15 protein-coding genes are annotated in these 18,776 nt (G+C 72.7%); 11 read left to right on the forward strand and 4 right to left on the reverse strand.

Features of this window, described 5'->3' with window-relative positions; all coding sequences use genetic code 11:
- Positions 1-25 precede the first annotated feature (25 nt).
- Both AB0G50_RS03180 and AB0G50_RS03185 read right to left on the reverse strand, forming a co-directional pair.
- Positions 26-1,003: an ABC transporter permease gene (locus AB0G50_RS03180; protein WP_360101658.1), complete on the reverse strand. Its 978-nt coding sequence runs from the start codon at positions 1,001-1,003 to the stop codon at positions 26-28.
- A gap of 67 nt (positions 1,004-1,070) precedes the next feature.
- The gene (locus AB0G50_RS03185) at positions 1,071-2,777 is read right to left on the reverse strand and encodes an ABC transporter family substrate-binding protein (protein WP_360101660.1); all 1,707 of its coding nucleotides are present in this window, start codon (positions 2,775-2,777) and stop codon (positions 1,071-1,073) included.
- Between the two features lie 256 nt (positions 2,778-3,033).
- Here AB0G50_RS03185 and AB0G50_RS03190 point away from each other — a divergent pair, with 256 nt between their 5' ends.
- From AB0G50_RS03190 to AB0G50_RS03220, 7 genes are all read left to right on the forward strand, one after another.
- A complete protein-coding gene (locus tag AB0G50_RS03190; protein ID WP_360101662.1) occupies positions 3,034-3,963 on the forward strand; it encodes a M14 family metallopeptidase in 930 nt (309 codons plus the stop codon).
- 22 nt (positions 3,964-3,985) lie between these two features.
- Positions 3,986-4,723: an SDR family NAD(P)-dependent oxidoreductase gene (locus tag AB0G50_RS03195; protein ID WP_360101664.1), complete on the forward strand. Its 738-nt coding sequence runs from the start codon at positions 3,986-3,988 to the stop codon at positions 4,721-4,723.
- The gene (locus AB0G50_RS03200) at positions 4,720-5,469 is read left to right on the forward strand and encodes an SDR family oxidoreductase (protein ID WP_360101666.1); all 750 of its coding nucleotides are present in this window, start codon (positions 4,720-4,722) and stop codon (positions 5,467-5,469) included. The genes AB0G50_RS03195 and AB0G50_RS03200 overlap by 4 nt, the downstream gene beginning before the upstream one ends.
- On the forward strand, positions 5,466-5,840 hold the full coding sequence (locus AB0G50_RS03205; RefSeq protein WP_360101668.1) for a RidA family protein: 375 nt from the start codon (positions 5,466-5,468) through the stop codon (positions 5,838-5,840). The genes AB0G50_RS03200 and AB0G50_RS03205 overlap by 4 nt, the downstream gene beginning before the upstream one ends.
- A 72-nt stretch (positions 5,841-5,912) precedes the next feature.
- Positions 5,913-6,848 (forward strand): LysR family transcriptional regulator, encoded by a 936-nt coding sequence (locus AB0G50_RS03210; protein ID WP_360101671.1) that lies wholly within the window; start codon positions 5,913-5,915, stop codon positions 6,846-6,848.
- A 167-nt stretch (positions 6,849-7,015) separates the two neighbouring features.
- A complete protein-coding gene (locus AB0G50_RS03215; protein ID WP_360101673.1) occupies positions 7,016-7,423 on the forward strand; it encodes an STAS domain-containing protein in 408 nt (135 codons plus the stop codon).
- 68 nt (positions 7,424-7,491) lie between these two features.
- Positions 7,492-7,902, forward strand: coding sequence for a DUF6292 family protein (locus AB0G50_RS03220; protein WP_360101675.1), 411 nt, complete (start codon positions 7,492-7,494; stop codon positions 7,900-7,902).
- A gap of 42 nt (positions 7,903-7,944) precedes the next feature.
- On the opposite strand, the gene AB0G50_RS03225 is transcribed toward AB0G50_RS03220, so the two are convergent.
- Together AB0G50_RS03225 and AB0G50_RS03230 are read right to left on the reverse strand one after the other, a co-directional pair.
- Positions 7,945-8,148 carry a cold-shock protein gene (locus AB0G50_RS03225; protein ID WP_360101677.1) on the reverse strand — a complete coding sequence of 68 codons (204 nt, stop codon included), beginning with the start codon at positions 8,146-8,148 and terminating at the stop codon, positions 7,945-7,947.
- Positions 8,145-8,300 carry a hypothetical protein gene (locus AB0G50_RS03230; protein ID WP_360101679.1) on the reverse strand — a complete coding sequence of 52 codons (156 nt, stop codon included), beginning with the start codon at positions 8,298-8,300 and terminating at the stop codon, positions 8,145-8,147. The genes AB0G50_RS03225 and AB0G50_RS03230 overlap by 4 nt, the downstream gene beginning before the upstream one ends.
- 871 nt (positions 8,301-9,171) lie before the next feature.
- On the opposite strand from AB0G50_RS03230, the gene AB0G50_RS03235 reads away from it, so the two are divergent.
- The 4 genes from AB0G50_RS03235 to AB0G50_RS03250 all read left to right on the forward strand — a co-directional run bounded on the left by AB0G50_RS03235 (position 9,172) and on the right by AB0G50_RS03250 (position 18,760).
- Entirely contained in the window at positions 9,172-10,530 is a 1,359-nt protein-coding gene (locus tag AB0G50_RS03235) for an adenylosuccinate lyase family protein (RefSeq protein ID WP_360101681.1), read from the forward strand.
- A gap of 63 nt (positions 10,531-10,593) precedes the next feature.
- On the forward strand, positions 10,594-12,267 hold the full coding sequence (locus AB0G50_RS03240; protein WP_360101683.1) for an RNA ligase family protein: 1,674 nt from the start codon (positions 10,594-10,596) through the stop codon (positions 12,265-12,267).
- Positions 12,268-12,366: 99 nt separating this feature from the next.
- On the forward strand, positions 12,367-14,961 hold the full coding sequence (locus tag AB0G50_RS03245) for an RNA repair domain-containing protein (protein ID WP_360101685.1): 2,595 nt from the start codon (positions 12,367-12,369) through the stop codon (positions 14,959-14,961).
- 430 nt (positions 14,962-15,391) lie between these two features.
- Positions 15,392-18,760, forward strand: coding sequence for a LamG-like jellyroll fold domain-containing protein (locus tag AB0G50_RS03250; RefSeq protein WP_360101687.1), 3,369 nt, complete (start codon positions 15,392-15,394; stop codon positions 18,758-18,760).
- The last annotated feature ends 16 nt before the right edge of the window (positions 18,761-18,776 follow it).

Here is an 18,776-nt window from a genome sequence, read left to right on the forward strand (position 1 = left end):
CGGCACGGCGGTCGTCTGCCCGAGGTCAACCAAGGCGGATCCTCCTGTCCAGCACGGCGTAGAGCAGGTCGGCGACGAGGTTGAAGAACACCACGATCACCGACACCAGCAGCAGCCACGCCATCACCGCGTAGATGTCCTTGTCCCGCACCGAGGTCAGCAGGAACGAGCCCATGCCGCGCCACTGGAACACCGTCTCGGTGATCACCGCCCCGGAGAACAGCACCGCGAGGTCCAGCGCGACCACCGTGGTCAGCGGCACGAGCGCGGTCCGCAGCGCGTGCCGCACGAGCACCGTCCGCCGCTTGAGCCCCTTCGCCCGGGCCAACCGCACGTAGTCGCTCTGCTGCACCTCGATCATCGAGGACCGCACGAACCGGCTCCACGGCGCGAACGACGTCATCGCCAGCACGATCGTCGGGAGCACGATGTGCCCGAGCACGTCCAGCACGGTGGGCCAGAACCCGGTCGGCGGCGGGATCGACGCGTCGCCGACGGTGTAGACGAGCGTGGTGCCGGTGGCCTGGTTGACGTTGATCGCCTGCTGCTTCAACAGGATCGCGAACCAGAACGCCGGCATCGACAGCAGCAGGAAGCCGACGAACGTGAACAGGTAGTCCACCGCCGAGTACCGCTTCACCGCGCTCACCACGCCGATCACCAGCGCGAGCAGCAGCGCCAGCAGCACGGCCAGCACCACCAGCCGCACCGACACCAGCAGCCGCGGCCAGATCTCCGCGCCGATGTCGATCTTCTTCACCGACGGGCCCCAGTCACCGGACAGGATCCCGGTCAACCAGTGCCAGTAGCGCTCCAGCACCGGCTGGTCGAGCCGCATCCGGTGCGCCTCGGCGTCCAGGATCGCCTGCGACACCGGCGGTTGCTTCGCCTTCAGGTCACCGAGCGGGTCGCCGGACGCGCTGACCATCACGAACGTGATGAACGAGCCGACGAGCACGATCGGGATCGTGTGCAGCAACCGCCGCAGCACGTAGGCCACCATGGCTAACCCACCTTCCCCTGGCACGGCGCGGACGTCCCACCCCCCAGGGCGTCCGCGCCGTGCGGCCTCATCCGGCGATGCCCCACTCGCCACCGTTGTAGGGCGGCCCGTAGTAGGTGCCGTTGGCCCGGACGTTGACCAGGTTCGCCTTGTACGCCAACAGGTCCGGCACCTGGTAGAGCGGCAGGATGTAGGCGTCCTCGGTGAGCTGCGCGTCCACCCCGTTGAGGTACTCGGCGGCCTTCGACTCGTCGGTCGCGCCCAGCGCCTTGGTCAGCAGGTCGTCGACGACGGGGCTCGAGTAGCCGCCGAAGTTCAGGCCCGCCTTGGTCATGAACGCCTGGGAGTACTGCGAGGCGACGAACGTCTGGCCGATCCAGCCCATGGCGAACAGGTCGAAGTCCTTGCCCGCCTGGTGGGTCACGGTCGCGCCGATCGAGTCCGTGGTCTGCACGTCGATCGTCACGCCCAGCTGCTTGGCCGTGTCGGAGAACAACTGGCACACGGTTTGCAGGATCTGGTTGTTCTGGATGTAGCGCATGGTCAGCGCCGGCACCGGTGCGCCCTTGGGGTCGACCAGCTTGCCGCCGTCGACCTTGTACCCGGCGTCGGTGAGGATCTTCTTGGCCTTCTCCACGTCACCGGTGCCCAGCGTGCCGAGGTTGTCCTTGTACTCCGGCTGCTGCGGCACGTAGATCCGGTTGCGCAGCGGCTTCGCGTCGGAGGAGAACTGGCCGACCGTCTTGCCGATGGTCTGGTTCACGTCGAACGCGGTGTAGAGCGCCTTGCGCAGCGCCGGGTCCTGCATGGCCGGGTTGTTCAGGTTCGGCAGGATCATCTGCTTGCGCAGCCCCGAGACCAGCTGGTACTTCACGTCGCCGAGCGCCTGCACGTTGCGCAGCAGGTCGACCTGCGGGTCCGGGTTGATGATCTGGACCTCGTTGTTCTGCAACGCGGGCACTTCCTGCGTGGTGTCGGTGATGACCCGGAACACCAGGCTGTCCAGCGTCGCGGGCTTGCCCCACCACTTCGGGTTCGGCACCAGGGTCGCGGCCTGGTTGGTCGTCCACGACTTGAAGATGTACGGGCCGCCCGACCAGTCCGGGAACGAGTCCTTGTAGCGGAAGCCGTCGTTGAACGACTTGGCCAGGCCCTCCGGGGTGCCGTCGTCGCCGAGCTTCTTGGCCACGTGCGCCGGGAGGATCGGGCCGAACAGCGACTTCCAGTCGCCGAACGGCTTGTCGAACGTGACGGTGACGGTGCGGCCGTCGTCGGTGCCGACCAGCGAGGAGATGCCGTCGTAGCCCATCGTGGAGGCGGGCTCGCACTTCGGGCACGCCTTGGGGTTGGACGCCCGCCACACGTAGTCGAAGTCGGCGACCGTGATCGGCGTGCCGTCGTTCCACACGGCCTTCGGGTTGATCTTGTAGACCAGCGTCTGCGGTGACGTGCCGGTCTGCTCGGCGCTGACCAGGAGGTCCTTGTTCAGCTCGATGGTCTTGAGATCGGGCAGCGTGGTGAACGCGCCCGGGTCGTACACGTCGGCGACCAGCTGGGTCGCGACGCCGATGTCGGCGCCCAGCGGGTTCCAGTCGAGGATGTTGCGTTCCAGGACGTAGGTGATCGTGCCGCCCTGCTTGGCGGTGCCGGCGTTGACGGTGTTGGCCTCGCCGCGCACCTGGTTGCCGGTGTCACCGCCCTCCGGCGCGCCGCCGGAACACGCGGACAGGACCAGCGCGGCGGCGACCACGCCGGAAATCTTTCTTCGATTCATGCTGTGCATCCACATCTTCTCGACGGTGAGGGTGGACCGCGGATCACCAGAGTGAACAGGGGTGTCACCGAGCTGACAAGCAACAATCGGTGCAGCCCGGCGTTAAGCTCTGCTAAAGGGGGTCTGAACTGGGCAGATGGCCGTTAAGCAAACCTAATCGACGCTTTGTCGAACCTCTGTCTTGTGTTCTCCGCGCCGCTCTGCACAGAATCCGCGCACCGAATGCGAAGCGCAATGGACAGCAGGGAGCGCGAATATGCCGACACTCGCCGAGTCGATCGTGTGGACCGATCACCCGGTCACCTCGTCGCTGGCCTACGGCACCGTCGACGTCCGGATCGGGACGGTCGGTGAGGGCGGCCCCGTCGGGCTGCTCGTGGCGAGCGTGCACGGTGACGAGGGCCCGTGGGGCACGCTGGCGATCAACCGACTGCTCGCCGACGTGCGGTTGGAGGAGTTGACCGGCACGCTGCGGGTCGTGCCCGTCGCGCACCCGCTCGCCACCGAGGCCGACGCCAGGCAGACCCACCTCGACCTGCTCGACCTGAACGGCTCGTTCCCCGGCGATCCGGCGGGCTCGCACACCCAGCGCCTGGCCGCGGTGCTCGCCGAGCACGCCGTGGACGGCGCCGACGTCGTGCTGGACGTGCACGGCGGCGGCAGCTGGAACATCAACTGCTTCACCTACCGGTTCCCCGGCAGCGAGCACGTCGCCGAGTGGATGGGCACCCCGGTGATCATGGACGGGCCGGACCGCGCGTCCAGCCTCACCGGCCACGCCCGGGCGCAGGGCGCCGTCGCGGTGTGGATCGAGATGGGCGGCCGCGGCGAGTTCGAGGAGGACCGCGCCGCGACCGTCACCCGCGGCCTGCGCCGGGCGCTGGGCAAGGCGGGCGTGCTGACCGAGGCCGACCTGCCCGACGAGCCCGGCTCGCTGGGCGTGGGCAAGGTGCCGCTGTCGACCTCCCGCCCGGGCATCTACCGGCCGTTGCTGCGCGAGGCCGCGCTGGGCACCGTCGTCGCCGAGGGCACCGTGATCGGCGAGCTGCTCGACCCGCTGTCCAGCGAGGTCGTGGAAACCTTCCGCGCGCCGTTCCCGCGCACCGTGCTGGCACTGCTGCGGCCGACGCTGGCCCGCATCGAGGCACCCGGCCAGGTCGTCGCCCTGGTCGCCGAGATCGTCTAGACCCACCGAAGGAGAGCACCGAATGATCGACCCCACCGGCAGGTTCGCCATCGTGGCGGGCAACGCCGAGGACATCGGCCACGCCGTCGCCCGCGAGCTGGTCGCGGCCGGCATGACCGTCGCCGTGCTGTGCGACCAGGCCGACGCGGTCCGCGCGCTGGCCGACGAGCTGCCCGACGCGCACGCGTTCGTCACCGACTTCACCGACGCCGAGGTGCTGCGCGCCTCGGTCGAGGAGGCGCTGGCCCGGTTCGGCACGCCGCGGCTGGTCGTGCACAACTCGGCCGTGTTCCGCGAGGTGTCCGTGCTGGACCTGGACGTCGCGACGTTCAAGGCCGAGGCGGACAGCATCCTCCAGAGCGCGTTCGTGCTGGCCAAGACCGTGTGGCCGCACCTGGTCGAGGCACGGGACGGCAGCATCGTGTTCGTCTCGTCGGGCTCGGCGCTCAACGGGTTCGCGAACGAGGCCGCCTACGTCGCCGGCAAGCACGGCCAGGAGGGCCTGATGAAGGTGTTGGCGTTGGAGGGCAAGGAGTTCAACGTCGCCGCCAACACGATCACCACGGGCGCGCCGATCGACGGCCCGCTCGCCTACACCTACACCGACGCGATGCGCGCGGTCATGGTGCCGCCGTCGGCGCTGGCGCCCGCCTTCGCGTTCCTCGCGGGTGTCGACGCGGACTTCGCGAGTGGCCACCGGTTCAACGCCTTCCAGCTGTCCGAGGCCATCCGGGTCGCCCGGGAAGGAGCGTCCGCGTGATCGACATCCGGGGCAGGGTCGCGTTCCTCACCGGCGCCGCCGAGGGTCTCGGCCGCGAGATCGCCCGCGAGCTCGTCGCGGGCGGCATGCGGGTGGCGCTGATGGACGTGCAGGGCGACAAGCTCGCCGCGCTGACCGACGAGCTGCGGTCGGGCGGCGCGGACGTGCTGCCGATCGTGGTCGACCTCGCCGACCCGGTCGCCACGGCCGCCGCCGTCGAGACCGCGCTGGGCCACTACGGCACGCCGCGGGTGCTGATCCACAACGCCGCCGTGCTGCGCGAGGTGTCCCTGCTCGACGTCACCTTCGAGAACTGGCGGCGCGAGGTCGACATCATCCTGGGCGGCGCCTACGTGCTGACGAAGTCCGTGTGGGCGCACATGGTCGAGGCGCGGGACGGCAGCATCGTGTTCCTGTCCTCGGGCTCGGCGCTGTTCGGGTTCGTCAAGGAGACCGCCTACACGCCGGGCAAGCACGCCCAGGAGGGCCTGATGAAGGTGCTCGCCCTGGAGGGCAGGGAGCACAACATCGCGGTCAACACGATGTCCACCGGCCGACCCATCGACACGCCCATGTCGGACTCGCACTACACCGAGGAGATGCGGATCGGCATCGTGCCGCCGGCCCGGCTGGCGCCCGCGTTCGCGTTCCTCGCGGGCGTCGACGCGGACTTCGCCACCGGGCAGCGGTTCAACGCCTTCCAGGTCTCGGAGGCGATCCGGGTGACCAGGGAGGCGGCCGGATGACCGTGCCGCGTCCCGCCGGGCACTACTCGCCGTTCACCCGGGCAGGTGACGCGGTGTACGTGTCCGGCCAGGTGCCGCGCGAGCCGGACGGCACGTACGCGCCGGCCGACGTGGCCACCGAGACCGCGCTCGCGCTGCGCAACCTGGCCGCCGTGGTGGCCGCGGCGGGCGGCGGGCCGGAGTCGGTGGTGAAGGTGACCGCGTACCTCATCGACGCGGCCGACTTCGCCGAGTTCGACCGCGCCTACGCGGACCACTTCGGCGCGCACCGGCCCGCGCGCACGACGGTGGTCGTCGGACTGCGGCAGGTGAAGGTCGAGGTCGACGCCGTCCTGCACCTGCCGCTCCCATCCGGTGACGCAAGGTCATGATCGGCGGCGATCCGTCGGCGTTGTGCCAGGATGAATCCGGAGGCCGGGTACGGGGAGTGAGGTGACGCCGGCGTGCTGACGGTGAGCCTGGCGGGGCTGCGCGCGATCGAGGCCCTCGCCACCCACGGGTCGATGACGGCCGCCGCCAGCGCGCTGGGGTACACCCCGTCGGCCATCTCCCAGCAGATCGCCCGGCTCAGCCGGGACGTGCGCCAGCAGCTCGTGGAACACCAGGGCGGCCGGACGACGCTCACCGTCGCCGGCCGCATCCTGGCCGAGTCCGCGAGCCGGATCGTGATCGAGCTGGAGAGCATGAGCGCCGAACTCCAGGCGCAGACCGAGACGGTCACCGGGTCGCTGACCGTCGCCGCGTTCCCCACCGCCGCGCGCGGCGTGCTGCCGGCCGCCACCCGCGAGCTGTCCGCGCGGTGGTCCGGTCTGGAGCTGCGGCTGATCGAGGCCGACTCGCACCGCGCGGTGGAACTGGTCGCGCGCGGCACCGCGGACCTGGCCGTGGCGCACGACTGGTTGGCCATCCCGCTGTCGCTGCCCGAGGGGTTGCAGGCGAGGCACCTGGGCAACGACCTGTCCGACGTGCTCGCGCACCACACCCACCCGCTGGCCGACCGCGCGTCGGTCGACCTCCAGGAGCTGTGCGACGACCCGTGGCTCTACGAACCGGGTTCGGTCGCGCACGACTTCCTGCTCAACGCGTTCCACCGCACGCCGAGCCCGACCCGCTTCACCCACATCGTGAGCGAGTACGCGAGCCAGATCGAACTCGTCGGCGCCGGACTCGGTGTCGCGCTGGTGCCGAGGATGGGGCGCGGCGCGCTGCCGCCGACGGTGCGCGTGCTGACGGTGAAGTCGCCGCCGATGCGGCGGATCTACGGCGTGTGGCGGACACCGACCGGTCGACGGCCCGCGCTGACCGCCGCGCTCGGTGTGCTGGAGGCCGTCTGCGCCGGTCTGGAGCACGACGGCGACACTTCGTCCACAGTGGACTGATCGGGTCGCGCCGCACTTCGGGGGCTGCCCGCGACGTTGTGCCGGCGGCCCGGACACCGTACGGTCGACCGGGTAGGTCATTCGTTCGAGCAACGCGGCGAGGGACGACAATTCGGGTTGAGAAGGAGCTCGGTTGCCGGGTTTCGTGAGCAACCGGAGGAGTTCCCGTGGATGGCGCATTCGTCGTGGCCGTGCCCGACGTGACGATCAGGGTCGAGGATCGCGACGGCACGGCCGTGGTGTCGCTGGACGGTGAGGTCGACATCGCCGGCGACGGCGCGATCAGAGCCGTGCTCGACGCGCAGTTCGACCGGCTGCCCGCCGCTTTGGTGCTGGACCTGACCCGGGTCCGCTTCTTCGGCTCGACCGGGGTGGACGTGGTCGTCGTGACCCGGCGCCGGGCGGCGCGCGCCGGGATGCGGTTCGCGATCGCCGCCGCGGGCAGGAGGGTGCTGCGCGTCCTGGAGATCACCGGGGTGGACGCGGAGCTGATCATCCGGGCCACCGCGGGCGAGGCGGTGGCCGCCGTGTCCGACCGGGCGGGAATTCCCCGTCGCGTCGCGACGTTGTCCTGAGTGGACATCCGGTGCGCGACGCCCGAGCCGGCGCGGAGCCACCGGCCCAGCACGGAGACGGAGACAGCGTGACCGATACCGAAACCCTGTCCGCGCACGACCTCACCGCCGCCCTCTACGGGTACGTGCGCGTGGTCGCCGAGGCGGTCGGCGTGCCGCCGGAAGGCGCGACGTGCGAGGTGACGGACACGGTGACGGCGTACCTCGCGCTGGGCGACCGGGACCCGGCGCACCCCGACCGCGACCTGATGCTGGTCTGGAACGAGCGGCAGGGTTGGGTCGTGCTGGTGGAGACGAACCCGGGCGAGGAGCAGATCGTGCTGTCCCGCCAGGGCGGCGACCTCGTGCCGGCGCCCGACGAGGTGGTCCGGTTCGTCGCGGACGCGCTCGCCCGCCGCCGCGACCCGGCGCCCACCACGCCACCGCCCAGGGTGGCGCGCGCCGTGCTGGCGCGGCTCATGGCCGGACACGCCTACTGACCCGGAGTCCCCAGTGGACCTCCGGGTCGACGCGCGGGGCGTTTAACGCAGGTTGACGCCCACGGCGTGCGGTCCCTTGTCGCCCTGCCCGACCTCGTACTCGACGCGGCGGCCGTCGGCCAGCGCGTTCGCCTCGTACCCCTGCACCTCCGAGTGGTGCACGAACAGGTCGGCGCCTCCGCCCTCCGGGCTGATGAAGCCGAAACCCTTGGTGCCGTTGAACCACTTGATGGTGCCCTGGGTCATTCGCGTGCTCCTTCGGTCGAGTGGGACGCGGCGTCCGGGCGCAGTTCCCCGGGCGGCGGGTCCGGCAGGTCGAGCATGCGCAGGAGTTCCCGCAGGTCGCCGTCGTCCAGCGAGTTGTGCGCCACGGTGCGCGCGGCCTGGCTGCGCTGCACCGTCTCCGCGCGGTCGGCGGCGGCGCGCGCGTCGGCGAACCCCGTCGCGGCACCGCGCGACCGACCTGGCCGCTCGGCCTCGGTGGTGAGCGAGGAAGAAGATGTCGAAACGCGTGACTGGTCCGGCGACAAGCCGGTGCTCCCGTCCCCGGCCGGGTGCGAATCCCGGAACCGGACTGGGTCGAGAGCCCCGCCGGCCGACTGCCGACAGCGCGTGCCCTCAACCCGGCCGACTGTACCTCACGGGAACCCCACCGAAACCGGTACGACCCCACTCCCTCCCGCGCCCGGCCCGGCGGCCCCGCGCGTACCGGCGCCGGCCCGGTCGGTCGCGGGCCTCGAGATCGCACCTCCGACCTGCGCGTACGCCTGTCTCCCGGTCGGTGGAACGAGGGTGAGGGCGCGGCGCGGTCGGCGTGCGCGCACGAGCGTGCCGGGTCCGCACGCCTGACTCGCGGTCGGCGGAACGAGGGGCGCGGCGCGGCGTGGTCGGCGTGCCGGCTCGCTGGGAGTCGAGGTCGCGGCTCGGACCTGCCCGTACGCCAGGCCGGCGGATCGAGGGTCGCGGCGCGGCGTGGCCTGCGTGCCGGCTCGCTGCGGGCTGAGGTGGCGGCTCGGACTCGCCCGTGCGCCTGACTCGCGGTCGGCGGAACGAGGGGCGCGGCGCGGTCGGCGTGCCGGCTCGCTGCGAGCCGAGGTCGCGGCTCGGACCTGCCCGTACGCTAGGCTGGCGGAACCCCCGTCGTCGGCACCGTCGCGGCCGGCGCGCGGGTACCCACCGACCTCCGCGTGGCCGTGGGGAGCGAGCCCGCGGTGTGATTGCGGGCGGTGGCGATTGCCGTGTCGGCGTGCCCGCGTGAGGATCGGGCGCATGACTTCCACCAACCGCATCGACAGCGGGCTGCTCGCGCCCGGGTGGGCCGGGTCCGCGGTCGCCGGGGCTACCTCCGACGAGGCCTGGGCGCAGGCCATGCTCGACGTGGAGGTGGCGTTGGCCAGGGCGCAGGCCGCGCTCGGCGTGGTGCCCCGCGACGCCGCCGAGGTGATCGCCGCGGCCGCGGTCGGGGAGCGGCTGGACCTGGAGGCCCTCGCGGTGGGCGCGCGGGGCGCGGCCAACCCGGTGGTGGTGCTGGTGCAGGCGCTCACCGCCGAGGTGGCGCGGGTCGACCGGGACGCGGCCGAGTTCGTGCACCGGGGCGGGACGAGTCAGGACGTGCTGGACTCGGCGTCCATGCTGATCGCCACCCGGGTGTTCGCCGCCGTCGACCGGGACCTCACCGCCGCCGCCGACGCGCTCGCGGACCTGGTGGCGGCCCACCGGGACACGCCGATGGCCGGGCGCACGCTCACCCAGCACGCCGTGCCGATCACGTTCGGGCTCAAGGCGGCGGGCTGGTTGACGCTCGTGCTCGACGCCCGCGACCGGGTCCGGGCGCTCCGGTTGCCCGCGCAGCTCGGCGGCGCGGCCGGCACGTTGGCCTCCTACCTCGAGTACGCCGGTCGCGCGCCGGACCACGCGGCGCGGCTGTCCGAGAAGTTCGCGGCCGAACTCGGGCTCGTCGAGGCGCTGGTGCCGTGGCACGCGCTGCGCACGCCGGTGGCCGACGTCGGCGCGGTGTGCACGTTCGTCACCGTCGCGCTGGGCAAGATCGCGCTCGACGTGCAGGGCATGTCCCGCACCGAGGTCGCCGAACTCGCCGAGCCCGCCGCCGAGGGGCGCGGCGTCTCCTCCGCCATGCCGCAGAAGCGCAACCCCGTGCTGGCGACGTTGTTGACCTCGGCCGCGCGCCAGGTCCCGTTGTACGCGACGGTGCTCGCGCAGTCGGTGGTCGCCGAGGACGAGCGGTCGGCCGGCGCGTGGCACGCCGAGTGGCAGCCGTTGCGCGAGTGCCTGCGGCTCACCGGCGGCGCGGCGGCCACGGTGGCCGAGCTCGCGGCGGGGGTGCGGGTGTTCCCGGAGGTCATGCGCGCGAACCTGGACCTCACCGGCGGGTCGATCGTGTCCGAGCGCCTCACCGCGTTCCTCGCGCCGAGGCTGGGCAAGGCGGGCGCGAAGAAGCTGCTGGCCTCGATCGCGACCGGCGACCGGCCGTTCGAGGAGGCGCTGCGCGCGGAGCCGGGGCTCGCCGACGTCGACCCCGAGGAGCTGCGCGGACTGCTCGACCCGACCCGCTACCTAGGCGCGTCCGGGTGGCTGGTGGACCGGGTGCTCGCCCGTCACCGCGGCTGAAACCGGTCGACCGGCCGGTGCGCGGTGTCTACAGTGCACCGGAAACCGTTGGCGGGAGGGGACATGCGCACGCACTACCCGCGCACGCCGCACCTCCCGTGGTCGCCGGGCGCGTCCTCGGACGACGTGCGGGTCGCGGACCTGGAGGGGTGGCGCGGCCGCGAGGTGGTCGTCACCGAGAAGCTCGACGGTGAGAACACCACGCTGTACCGGGACGGCCTGCACGCCCGGTCGCTCGACTCCGGGCACCACCCGTCCCGCTCGTGGGTCAAGGCGCTGCACGGTCGGGTCGGGCCCCGGCTGGCGGTCGGCAGGCGGATCTGCGGCGAGAACGTGCACGCCCGTCATTCGCTGGCCTACGACGACCTGCTGAGCTGGTTCTACGGCTTCTCGGTGTGGGACGACGACCACTGCCTGGACTGGGACGCCGCGGTCGGTTTCCTGCGCGGTCTCGGCGTCCCGACCCCGCCGGTGCTGTGGCGCGGGGTGTTCGACGAGCGCGCGTTGCGGGCGCTGCGGGTGGACACCGCGCGGCAGGAGGGTTTCGTCGTGCGCACCGTCGAGGGGTTCGGGCGCGCGGAGTTCGGCCGGCGGGTCGCGAAGTGGGTCCGACCCGCGCACGTGCGCACCTCCACGCACTGGATGCACGCGCCGGTGGTGCCCAACGGGCTCGGGCGCGAGGCCGTGCTGTGGGACGCGCGCTCCGGCGCGCCGGTCGACCCGGAAGACCTGCTAGCCCTGGTGGACCTGGCCGGTGACAAGGAAGCCGCGGTCGAGGCACTGTCCGGAGTGGACGCACTGGGCCTGCTCGGTGACGCGAGGCTGGAAGGCGCGCTGGCCGCCGCGCTGCACCGGGAGCGGCGCCCGAAGGTGCTGACGCGACTGTCCACTGTGGTCGGTCTGCCGTCGGCGCGGCGGGTCGCCGACCTCGTGGGGTTGCACCGGTTGGTGCACGCGCCGTTCCCGGACGCCGAGCGGCGCAGGGGGTTGCTGCGGTTGTCCACCGCGGCCGACCTGGGCGTGCTGCACGCGGTCGCGGCGTCGGTGCTGCCGGCGACCGCGGTCGAGGAGCGCGACCAGGTGGCCTGGTCGGCGGTGCACGCCGAGGACGCGGGTTCGCTCTCCGCCCTGGACGCGGCGCTGCGGGACCGGCTCGGTCCCGGCCGGGCGGCCGAGCGGCGACGGGCCGAGGCGCGCGCCGCGTCGATCCGGGCCGGGCGCGTGCTCGACGTCGAGGAGGCGGTGGCCGCGACGTGGCGGTGGCACGCCGGCGGGTTCCCGACGCTGGTGCACCTGGTCGGGGTGGCCGGAAGCGGCAAGTCGACTTTCGTCGCCGGACTGTCCGATGTGGACGAGGTGGTGTCGATGGACGACCTCCGCGAGCGGGCGGGCAACCGGGCCGACCAGCGCGGCAACCAGCAGGTGTGGCGGGCCGCGGTCGACCGGCTGGGGGCGGCGTTGACGGGGGAGCGGACCGTGGTGTGGGACGCGACGTCGCTCGACGACCGCCAACGCGCGTCGGTGCACGCGGTGGCCCGGCGCCGCAACGCCCTGCTGACCCACGCGGTGCTGGTCGTGGACGAAGAAGAAGTGGTGCGCCGCAACGGGAACCGCGTCCACGCCGTGCCGGGCGAGGTGCTGGCGGGCCAGCTGCGCCGCTTCGCGCCGCCGTACCCGTGGCAGGCGCACCGGACCTGGTACGTGGGCGCGTCGGGCACCGTGGAGGACGCGGTCTGATGGACGGGAACCGGCAGGTCCGCCACCGCGGCGAGCCGGTCGCGCGGCCTGATCGTGGCGCGACCGGTGGGCGGGGTCGCGGGAAGGGGACGCGGTCCGATGCGGACCAGTGAGCAGGTGTACCACCAGATCCGGTGGGATCCCCGGTTGGACCCGGCGCGGTTCGTGCTCGGGGTGCAGCAGCGGGACGCGCCGGCCAAGCGGGTCGCGCTGCCCGCGTTCGCGCCCGGCGGCGAGGTGCCGTGGCACCGGGTGCTGTTCGTGGAGGCGGACGGCGAGGTGGTGTGGGACCGGGCGTCCGGCGTCGACCTGGTCGGGGAGACGGGCGCGGGTCGGGTCCGGGCGCCGCGCCGGTTGCGGGCGCCCGCGTTCGCCGCCGCCACGCCGCACGTGTGGGACCCGCTGTCCGGGTGGACGCCCGGCACCCGGGGTGTCCCGACGGTCGCGCCCCGGGTCGTGACGTGGAACGTGCTGTGGGACCGGTACGACGGCGACCTGATCGACACCGAGCGCCGCACGCCGTTGCTGCTCGCCGCGCTGCGGGCGGCCGACGCGGACGTGATCGCGTTGCAGGAGGTCCGGCGCGACCTGCTGGCCGTGCTGCTGGCCCAACCGTGGGTGCGCGCGGACTACACCGCGGACGTCGACCCGACCGGGCCGGACGTGGAGGCGACCGGCGTGGTGCTGCTGAGCAGGCTGCCGGTGCTGGAGTCGGGTCGGCTCGCGTTGAGCGCGCACAAGGCGGTCGCCGCGGCCGTGGTGGACACCGGCGCGGAACCGCTGGTCGTCGCGGCCACTCACTTGACCAGCGACCACACCGCCGACGGCGCGGCGAAGCGGAAGCGGCAGTTGGCCGTGGTGGCGGAGGCGTTCGCCGGGTTCGGCGAGGTGGTGCTGGCGGGCGATTTCAACGACGGGAGCGCGCGGCCCGGCAAGGCGCTCGACCTGCGGGACGCGTGGACGCAGGCGCGGGACGACGACGCGCCGACGTTCGACCCCGGCGCGAACCCGCTGGCCGCGATCTCCTCGCTGTCCGGGCGCGCCGCGCGGCTGGACCGGGTGTTCCTGCGCGGCGGGCTGCGGGCGGTGGGCGCGGAACTGCTCGGCACCCGGCCGGTCGACGGGGTGTTCGTGTCCGACCACTACGGCGTGCTGGTGGACCTGGAGCCGCGCGCGGTGGCCGCCGACGTGCTGGACGTGGCGCCGTCGGCGCGGACCGCGGTGGTGTGGCTGCCCGGTCCGTGGCCCGAGGTCGACCGGGTGCGCGCCGAGCACGACCGCCGCGCGCGGCGCTGGCCCGCGCACGTGACGCTGCTGTTCGGGTTCGCGCCCGAGTCGGAGTTCGCCCGCGCGGTGCCGCTGCTGGCCGACGCGGTCGCCGCGATCGAGCCGTTCCCGGTGTCCGTCGACGGTGTCGGCGTGTTCGGCGAGGACGTGGTGTGGCTGGATCCGGCGGCGGCCGGCGCGCGGCCGTGGGAGGACCTGCACGCCGCGGCGCGCCGCCGTTTTCCGCGCTGCGCGGCCAGGTTCACCCCGCACCTGACGGTCGGCGGGTCCCGGCGGGCGGCCGAGGGCATCGCGCCGCGCGTCGACCGGGTCGGCGAACTGGTGGTGCTGTCCCGCCGCGGCGCGGAACCGATGCGGCCGCGCGCGGTGGTGTCCCTGGGCACGGGCGAGGTGCGGTGGTGCGCGGAGGAGCCGACCGCGCCGGTGTCACTGGACGCGGTGGCCGAGCGCGTCACCGCCGTGCTGTCGGGGGTGCTGGAGCTGCACGTGGTCGGCTCGCGCCGGATGGGCTGCGCGGTGCCCGACGCGGATCTGGACCTGATCACCGTGTCGGCGGATCCGGCCGCGGTCGAGGCGGCGGTGCGGGCGGTGCTGCCGGAGGCGGTGGAGGTGCGGGCCGTGGTCGGGACCCGCACGCCGGGGCTGCGGTTCGCGGTCGACGGGCTGGGCGTGGACCTCACGGTGGCCGACCCGGCGGACCCGGCCGTGGCATTGAGCGCGGTGACCGACGCCGAGGCGTTGCGGGCGGGCGCCGGACTGGCGCGCCGGGTGCGGGCCTGGGCCAGGGCGCGGGGATTGGACTCGGCGCCCTTCGGCGGGGTGCCCGGTGTCGGGTGGTCGGTCCTGGCCGCGATCGCCGCCCGAACCTCCGACGACCCGGCCGAGTTCTTCGCCCGGTGGGCCGCGTGGGACTGGCGCGACCCGATCGCGCTGACCGACCCGCCCGCGCGCACCGGCGCGCCCGTCACGATCCTGACCCCGACCGACCCGGTGCGCTCGTGCACCGACCAGGTGGGACCGGGCTTCCGCGACCTGCTCACCGAGGAGCTCTACCGGGCCTGGGAACTGACCTCCGCCGGCGCCGCCGCGACCTTGACCGCACCACCGGACCTGCACCGCGCCCACGCCGCGTGGGCGGTGCTCACCGCGCCGAACGCGCTGGTCGGCCAGGTGCGCGGCCGGCTGCGCGCCCTGCTGACCGCGATCGAGGCGACCGGTGCCCGCGACGTGCACGCCTGGCCCCGCCCGTTCGAGCACACCGCGACCGTCACCCGCTACGCGATCGGCCTCGGCCGGACACCGCCCCCACCGTCAACCCTGGCCGACGTGACGTCGGCGTGGACGAGGGGTGTGCGGGGCGTCGAGGTGGCGTGGACGGGCAACGGCGAGGTGCCGACCCTCCGGTAAGGCCGTCGCGGTCACGCTGCACCCCCGCTTTCGTCAGGTCCTCACCGGACCGTCGCGAAGGGCTTGTCGTCGTGCCCGCCGAAGTCGTTACACCCGAACGATTCGGTCGGCCCCCACCACTTCCCGCCGAAGTGGACGACGGCGGTCCGGGGTGAGGCGGACCACTCGGAGATCGTCGCCGAGGTGACGGAACGTGGTCTTCCTGAGTGGTTGGACCACTCGGGCCATGACCGTCGGTGATTGCTCCGTTCGGGCTAGTGCTTTACCCGGACCTGACATTCATAGTTCCACCTCGGGTCGAGGGACCCGGGCTGGGACGAGGAAACGCCGGTGGGTCCGGCGGGGGGCTTTCGACATGCGTTCACGCGCTCAAGCGCGGGGCTTCGCCCTGCGCGCTTTCGTTGCGGCAACAGCACTTCTGGGTGCCGGGGTGGTCGCCGTCCCGGTCGTGGCGACCGCGGCGCCGACGCCGACCGAGGCGTCCGACCCGACCACGGCGACCCGGTACGCCAGGCAGAGCGGCACACCGGTGCTCGTCACGTCCGCCACCACCGAGACCGACGAGGTGCGGGCCAATCCCGACGGGTCGATGACGCTGGTCCAGCACGTCGCGCCGGTCCGGGTGAAGCGCGGCGACGGGTGGACGCCCGTCGACCTCACCCTGGAGCGGAAGCCGGACGGCACGATCGCGCCCAAGGCGGCGCCGGTCGACGTCGCGTTCTCCGCCGGTGGCACGGGATCCGGGCTCGAGCCGCTGGCCAAGGTCGCGCGGGGCGGCAGCGAGGTGGGCCTGCGCTGGCAGGGCGACCTGCCCGAACCCCGCATCGACGGCAGCGGGCTGACCTACGCCGAGGTGCTGCCCGGCGTCGACCTCAAGGTCGAGGCGAGCCTCACCGGGTTCGGCCAGGTGCTGGTGGTGAAGAACCGCGACGCCGCGCGCAACCTCGGCACCATCGCGTTCCCCACGCACGCCGAGAGCGCCCGCGTCGAGGACCGCTCCGGCGCGAGCCTGGTCGTCAAGGACGACGCGGGCAAGCCGGTGTTCGCCGGTGACGCGTCCCGGATGTGGGACTCCTCCAGCCGTTCCGCGGCCAACCAGACCGAGGGACCCGCCGACGGCGACCGGCAGGCCGGGATGGCCGTCGCGGTCACGCCCGACGCGGTGTCGATCACGCCCGACCGGGCGTTCCTGGACGACCCGAAGACCACCTACCCGGTGCTGCTCGACCCCGAGTACTCGTGCACCAACTGCGGCAAGACGCACCACGCCGTCGTGCAGGACCAGTGGCCCAACGCGCACAACTACGACGTGACCTCGGGCGACCTCGGCGACCTGAAGGCGGGTTTCCTCAACAAGAACTCGCTCGGCGCGCCGAACAACGGCGTCTCGCGCACGTACCTCCAGATGAACACCTCGGCGCTGCTGGGCAAGTACATCGCGAGCGCGACGCTGCACACCAAGGTCGTGTCCAGCTACTCGTGCTCGCCGTCGCCCACCGAGCTGTGGCTGGTCGGCTGGATCGACAGCACCGTGACGTGGAACAACCAGCCGGGCTGGACCCGCGCGCTCTCGGAGAACAACCGCTCCAACAACCCCGGCTACTGCCCGAGCGACGGCGGCGCGGACTTCGACGCGCTGTCGGGCGTGCGCGAGGCGGTCGGCGGCGGGTGGAGCGCGGCGACGTTCATGCTCAAGGCCAAGTACGAGAACCAGTTGGACACCTCGTGGCGCCGGTTCGACCTGAACCCGTACCTCGAGGTCAAGTACAACAGCTACCCGAACGCGCCGACCGACCTCGGCGTCGACGGCAGCACCCCGACCGACGCCAAGCCGTGCGTCGTCGGCGCGAACCGGCCGTACGTGTCCTCCAAGACCCCTCGCCTCCGGGCGCGACTGTCCGATCCGGACGGTGGCATGCTGGACGCCGGGTTCCGGCTGTTCGTCGGGCCGTCGACCGGCTACACGTGGAACGGCCAGGACATCCGCACCGGCAACGTGCCCTCGGGCTCGTTCGCCGAGGTGACCGTGCCGACCGGCTACATCGGCGCGGACGGCGTGTACTCCTACCAGCTGTGGGCGGGCGACTACCAGCTCAGCACGTTCTCCACGACGTGCGAGTTCGCCGTCGACAGCACGGTGCCGAACACGCCGGCGGTCACCTCGACCGACTACCCGACGTCCGGGTTCAACGGCAGTCCCGGCAAGTCCGGCACGTTCACCTTCAAGGTCAACGGCAACACCGGCGCCGGCGGCACGATGGACGTCGCGAACTACGGGTGGTCGCTGAACAACGACGTCCCGCAGAAGACCCTCGTGCCGGTGAGTACCGCCGACGGCACCACGACCGCGACCATCACGCCCACCCAGACCGGCGTGAACACGTTGTACGTCACGGCGTACGACAAGGCGGGCAACCGGTCCGGCACGAACGCCGTCTACCAGTTCAGCGTCGCCGCGGCGACCGGGCCGACCGGCGAGTGGAAGTTCAACGAGTCCGCCGGCACCAGCGCGTTCGAGTCCACCCCGGGCAACCGGGCGCTGGCGCTCACCGCCGGCGCGACGTTCAACGCCGGGTACGCCTCGAACTCGCTGTACCTCAACGGTTCCACCGCGTACGGCGCGACGACGCCGACCGTGCTCGACACGACCAGGTCCTTCACCGTGTCCGCGTGGGCGAAGCTCGACCGCAAGAACGGCTACTTCACCGCGATCAGCCAGGACGGCGGCCAGACCAGCCCGTTCGCCCTCCAGTACCGGCAGGACATCGACCGCTGGACGATGACCGCGTACAGCGCGGACGTCGCGGCTCCGGCGGGCGCGTTCGCCACCTCGCTGGCCGCGCCGGAGATCGGTGTCTGGTACCAGCTGATGGGCACCTACGCGCCGGACACCGGCAAGGTCTCGCTGTACGTCGACGGCAAGCCGCAGAACACCGCGACCATGCCGAACCTGTGGAAGCCGACCGGTGGCCTGGTCGTCGGCGCGGGCAGGTGGACCGGGGTGCGCACGGAGTTCTTCCCGGGTGCGATCGACTACGTGCGGGTGTGGGACCGGACGCTCACCGCCTCGGAAGCTGCGGACGCCAACAACATCGGCCTCGCGCGGGCCTACTACAACCTGGACGAGCGGACCGGCAACCAGACCAAGGACGAGGTGAGCGGCCAGTACGGCACGGTCGCGGCCGGCGCGACCTGGGGCGGCGTCGCGCCGGACCCGGACGACCCCAACCAGGTGCTGTCCAGCGAGCAGAAGTGGTTGGACCTCAACTACACGTCCACCGGCGAGGTCTCCGCGCCGCGGCCGAACCTGCTGCGCACCGACCGCTCGTACACGGTCTCGGCGTGGGTCAAGCTGACCAGCGCGGACCAGTGGGCGCGCGCCGCGGTGAGCATGGGCGACGCCACGCACGCGCCGTTCATCCTCGGGTACCGACCGGAAACCGGCAAGTGGGGCTTCCTGATGTCCAAGGGCCCCAGCGGTGACGGCTGGATCGCGATGTCCGACGCGCCCGCGCAGACCGGCCAGTGGGTGCAGCTCACCGGCGTGTTCGACGCGCCGCGCGGTCGGATGACGCTCTACGTCGACGGCGTCAAGCAGACGACCACCTTCCAGGGCACCACCGACGGCACGGGCGTGTGGGGGTGGAACGCCTCCGGCCCGCTCTACGTCGGCCGGACCCTGTGGGGCGGCAACCGGTCCGACCAGTGGCTGGGCAGCGTGGACGACGTCCGGGTGTTCTCCGGCGTCCTGACGGGGTCCGAGATCCAGCAGCGCCGGCTCTCGTCGCTGCACAACTGAGCACAGCGCAAGTCAC

This window comes from Actinosynnema sp. NPDC020468 (assembly GCF_040642015.1).
GTDB lineage: Bacteria > Actinomycetota > Actinomycetes > Mycobacteriales > Pseudonocardiaceae > Actinosynnema.

Excerpts from the sequence above, each read along its gene's own strand:
- AB0G50_RS03195 (WP_360101664.1), top strand. The coding sequence starts at position 3,986 with ATGATCGACCCCACCGGCAGGTTCGCCATCGTGGCGGGCAACGCCGAG.
- AB0G50_RS03235 (WP_360101681.1), top strand. The coding sequence starts at position 9,172 with ATGACTTCCACCAACCGCATCGACAGCGGGCTGCTCGCGCCCGGGTGG.
- AB0G50_RS03190 (WP_360101662.1), top strand. The coding sequence starts at position 3,034 with ATGCCGACACTCGCCGAGTCGATCGTGTGGACCGATCACCCGGTCACC.
- AB0G50_RS03180 (WP_360101658.1), bottom strand. The coding sequence starts at position 1,003 with ATGGTGGCCTACGTGCTGCGGCGGTTGCTGCACACGATCCCGATCGTG.
- AB0G50_RS03225 (WP_360101677.1), bottom strand. The coding sequence starts at position 8,148 with ATGACCCAGGGCACCATCAAGTGGTTCAACGGCACCAAGGGTTTCGGC.
- AB0G50_RS03185 (WP_360101660.1), bottom strand. The coding sequence starts at position 2,777 with ATGAATCGAAGAAAGATTTCCGGCGTGGTCGCCGCCGCGCTGGTCCTG.
- AB0G50_RS03245 (WP_360101685.1), top strand. The coding sequence starts at position 12,367 with ATGCGGACCAGTGAGCAGGTGTACCACCAGATCCGGTGGGATCCCCGG.
- AB0G50_RS03205 (WP_360101668.1), top strand. The coding sequence starts at position 5,466 with ATGACCGTGCCGCGTCCCGCCGGGCACTACTCGCCGTTCACCCGGGCA.
- AB0G50_RS03240 (WP_360101683.1), top strand. The coding sequence starts at position 10,594 with ATGCGCACGCACTACCCGCGCACGCCGCACCTCCCGTGGTCGCCGGGC.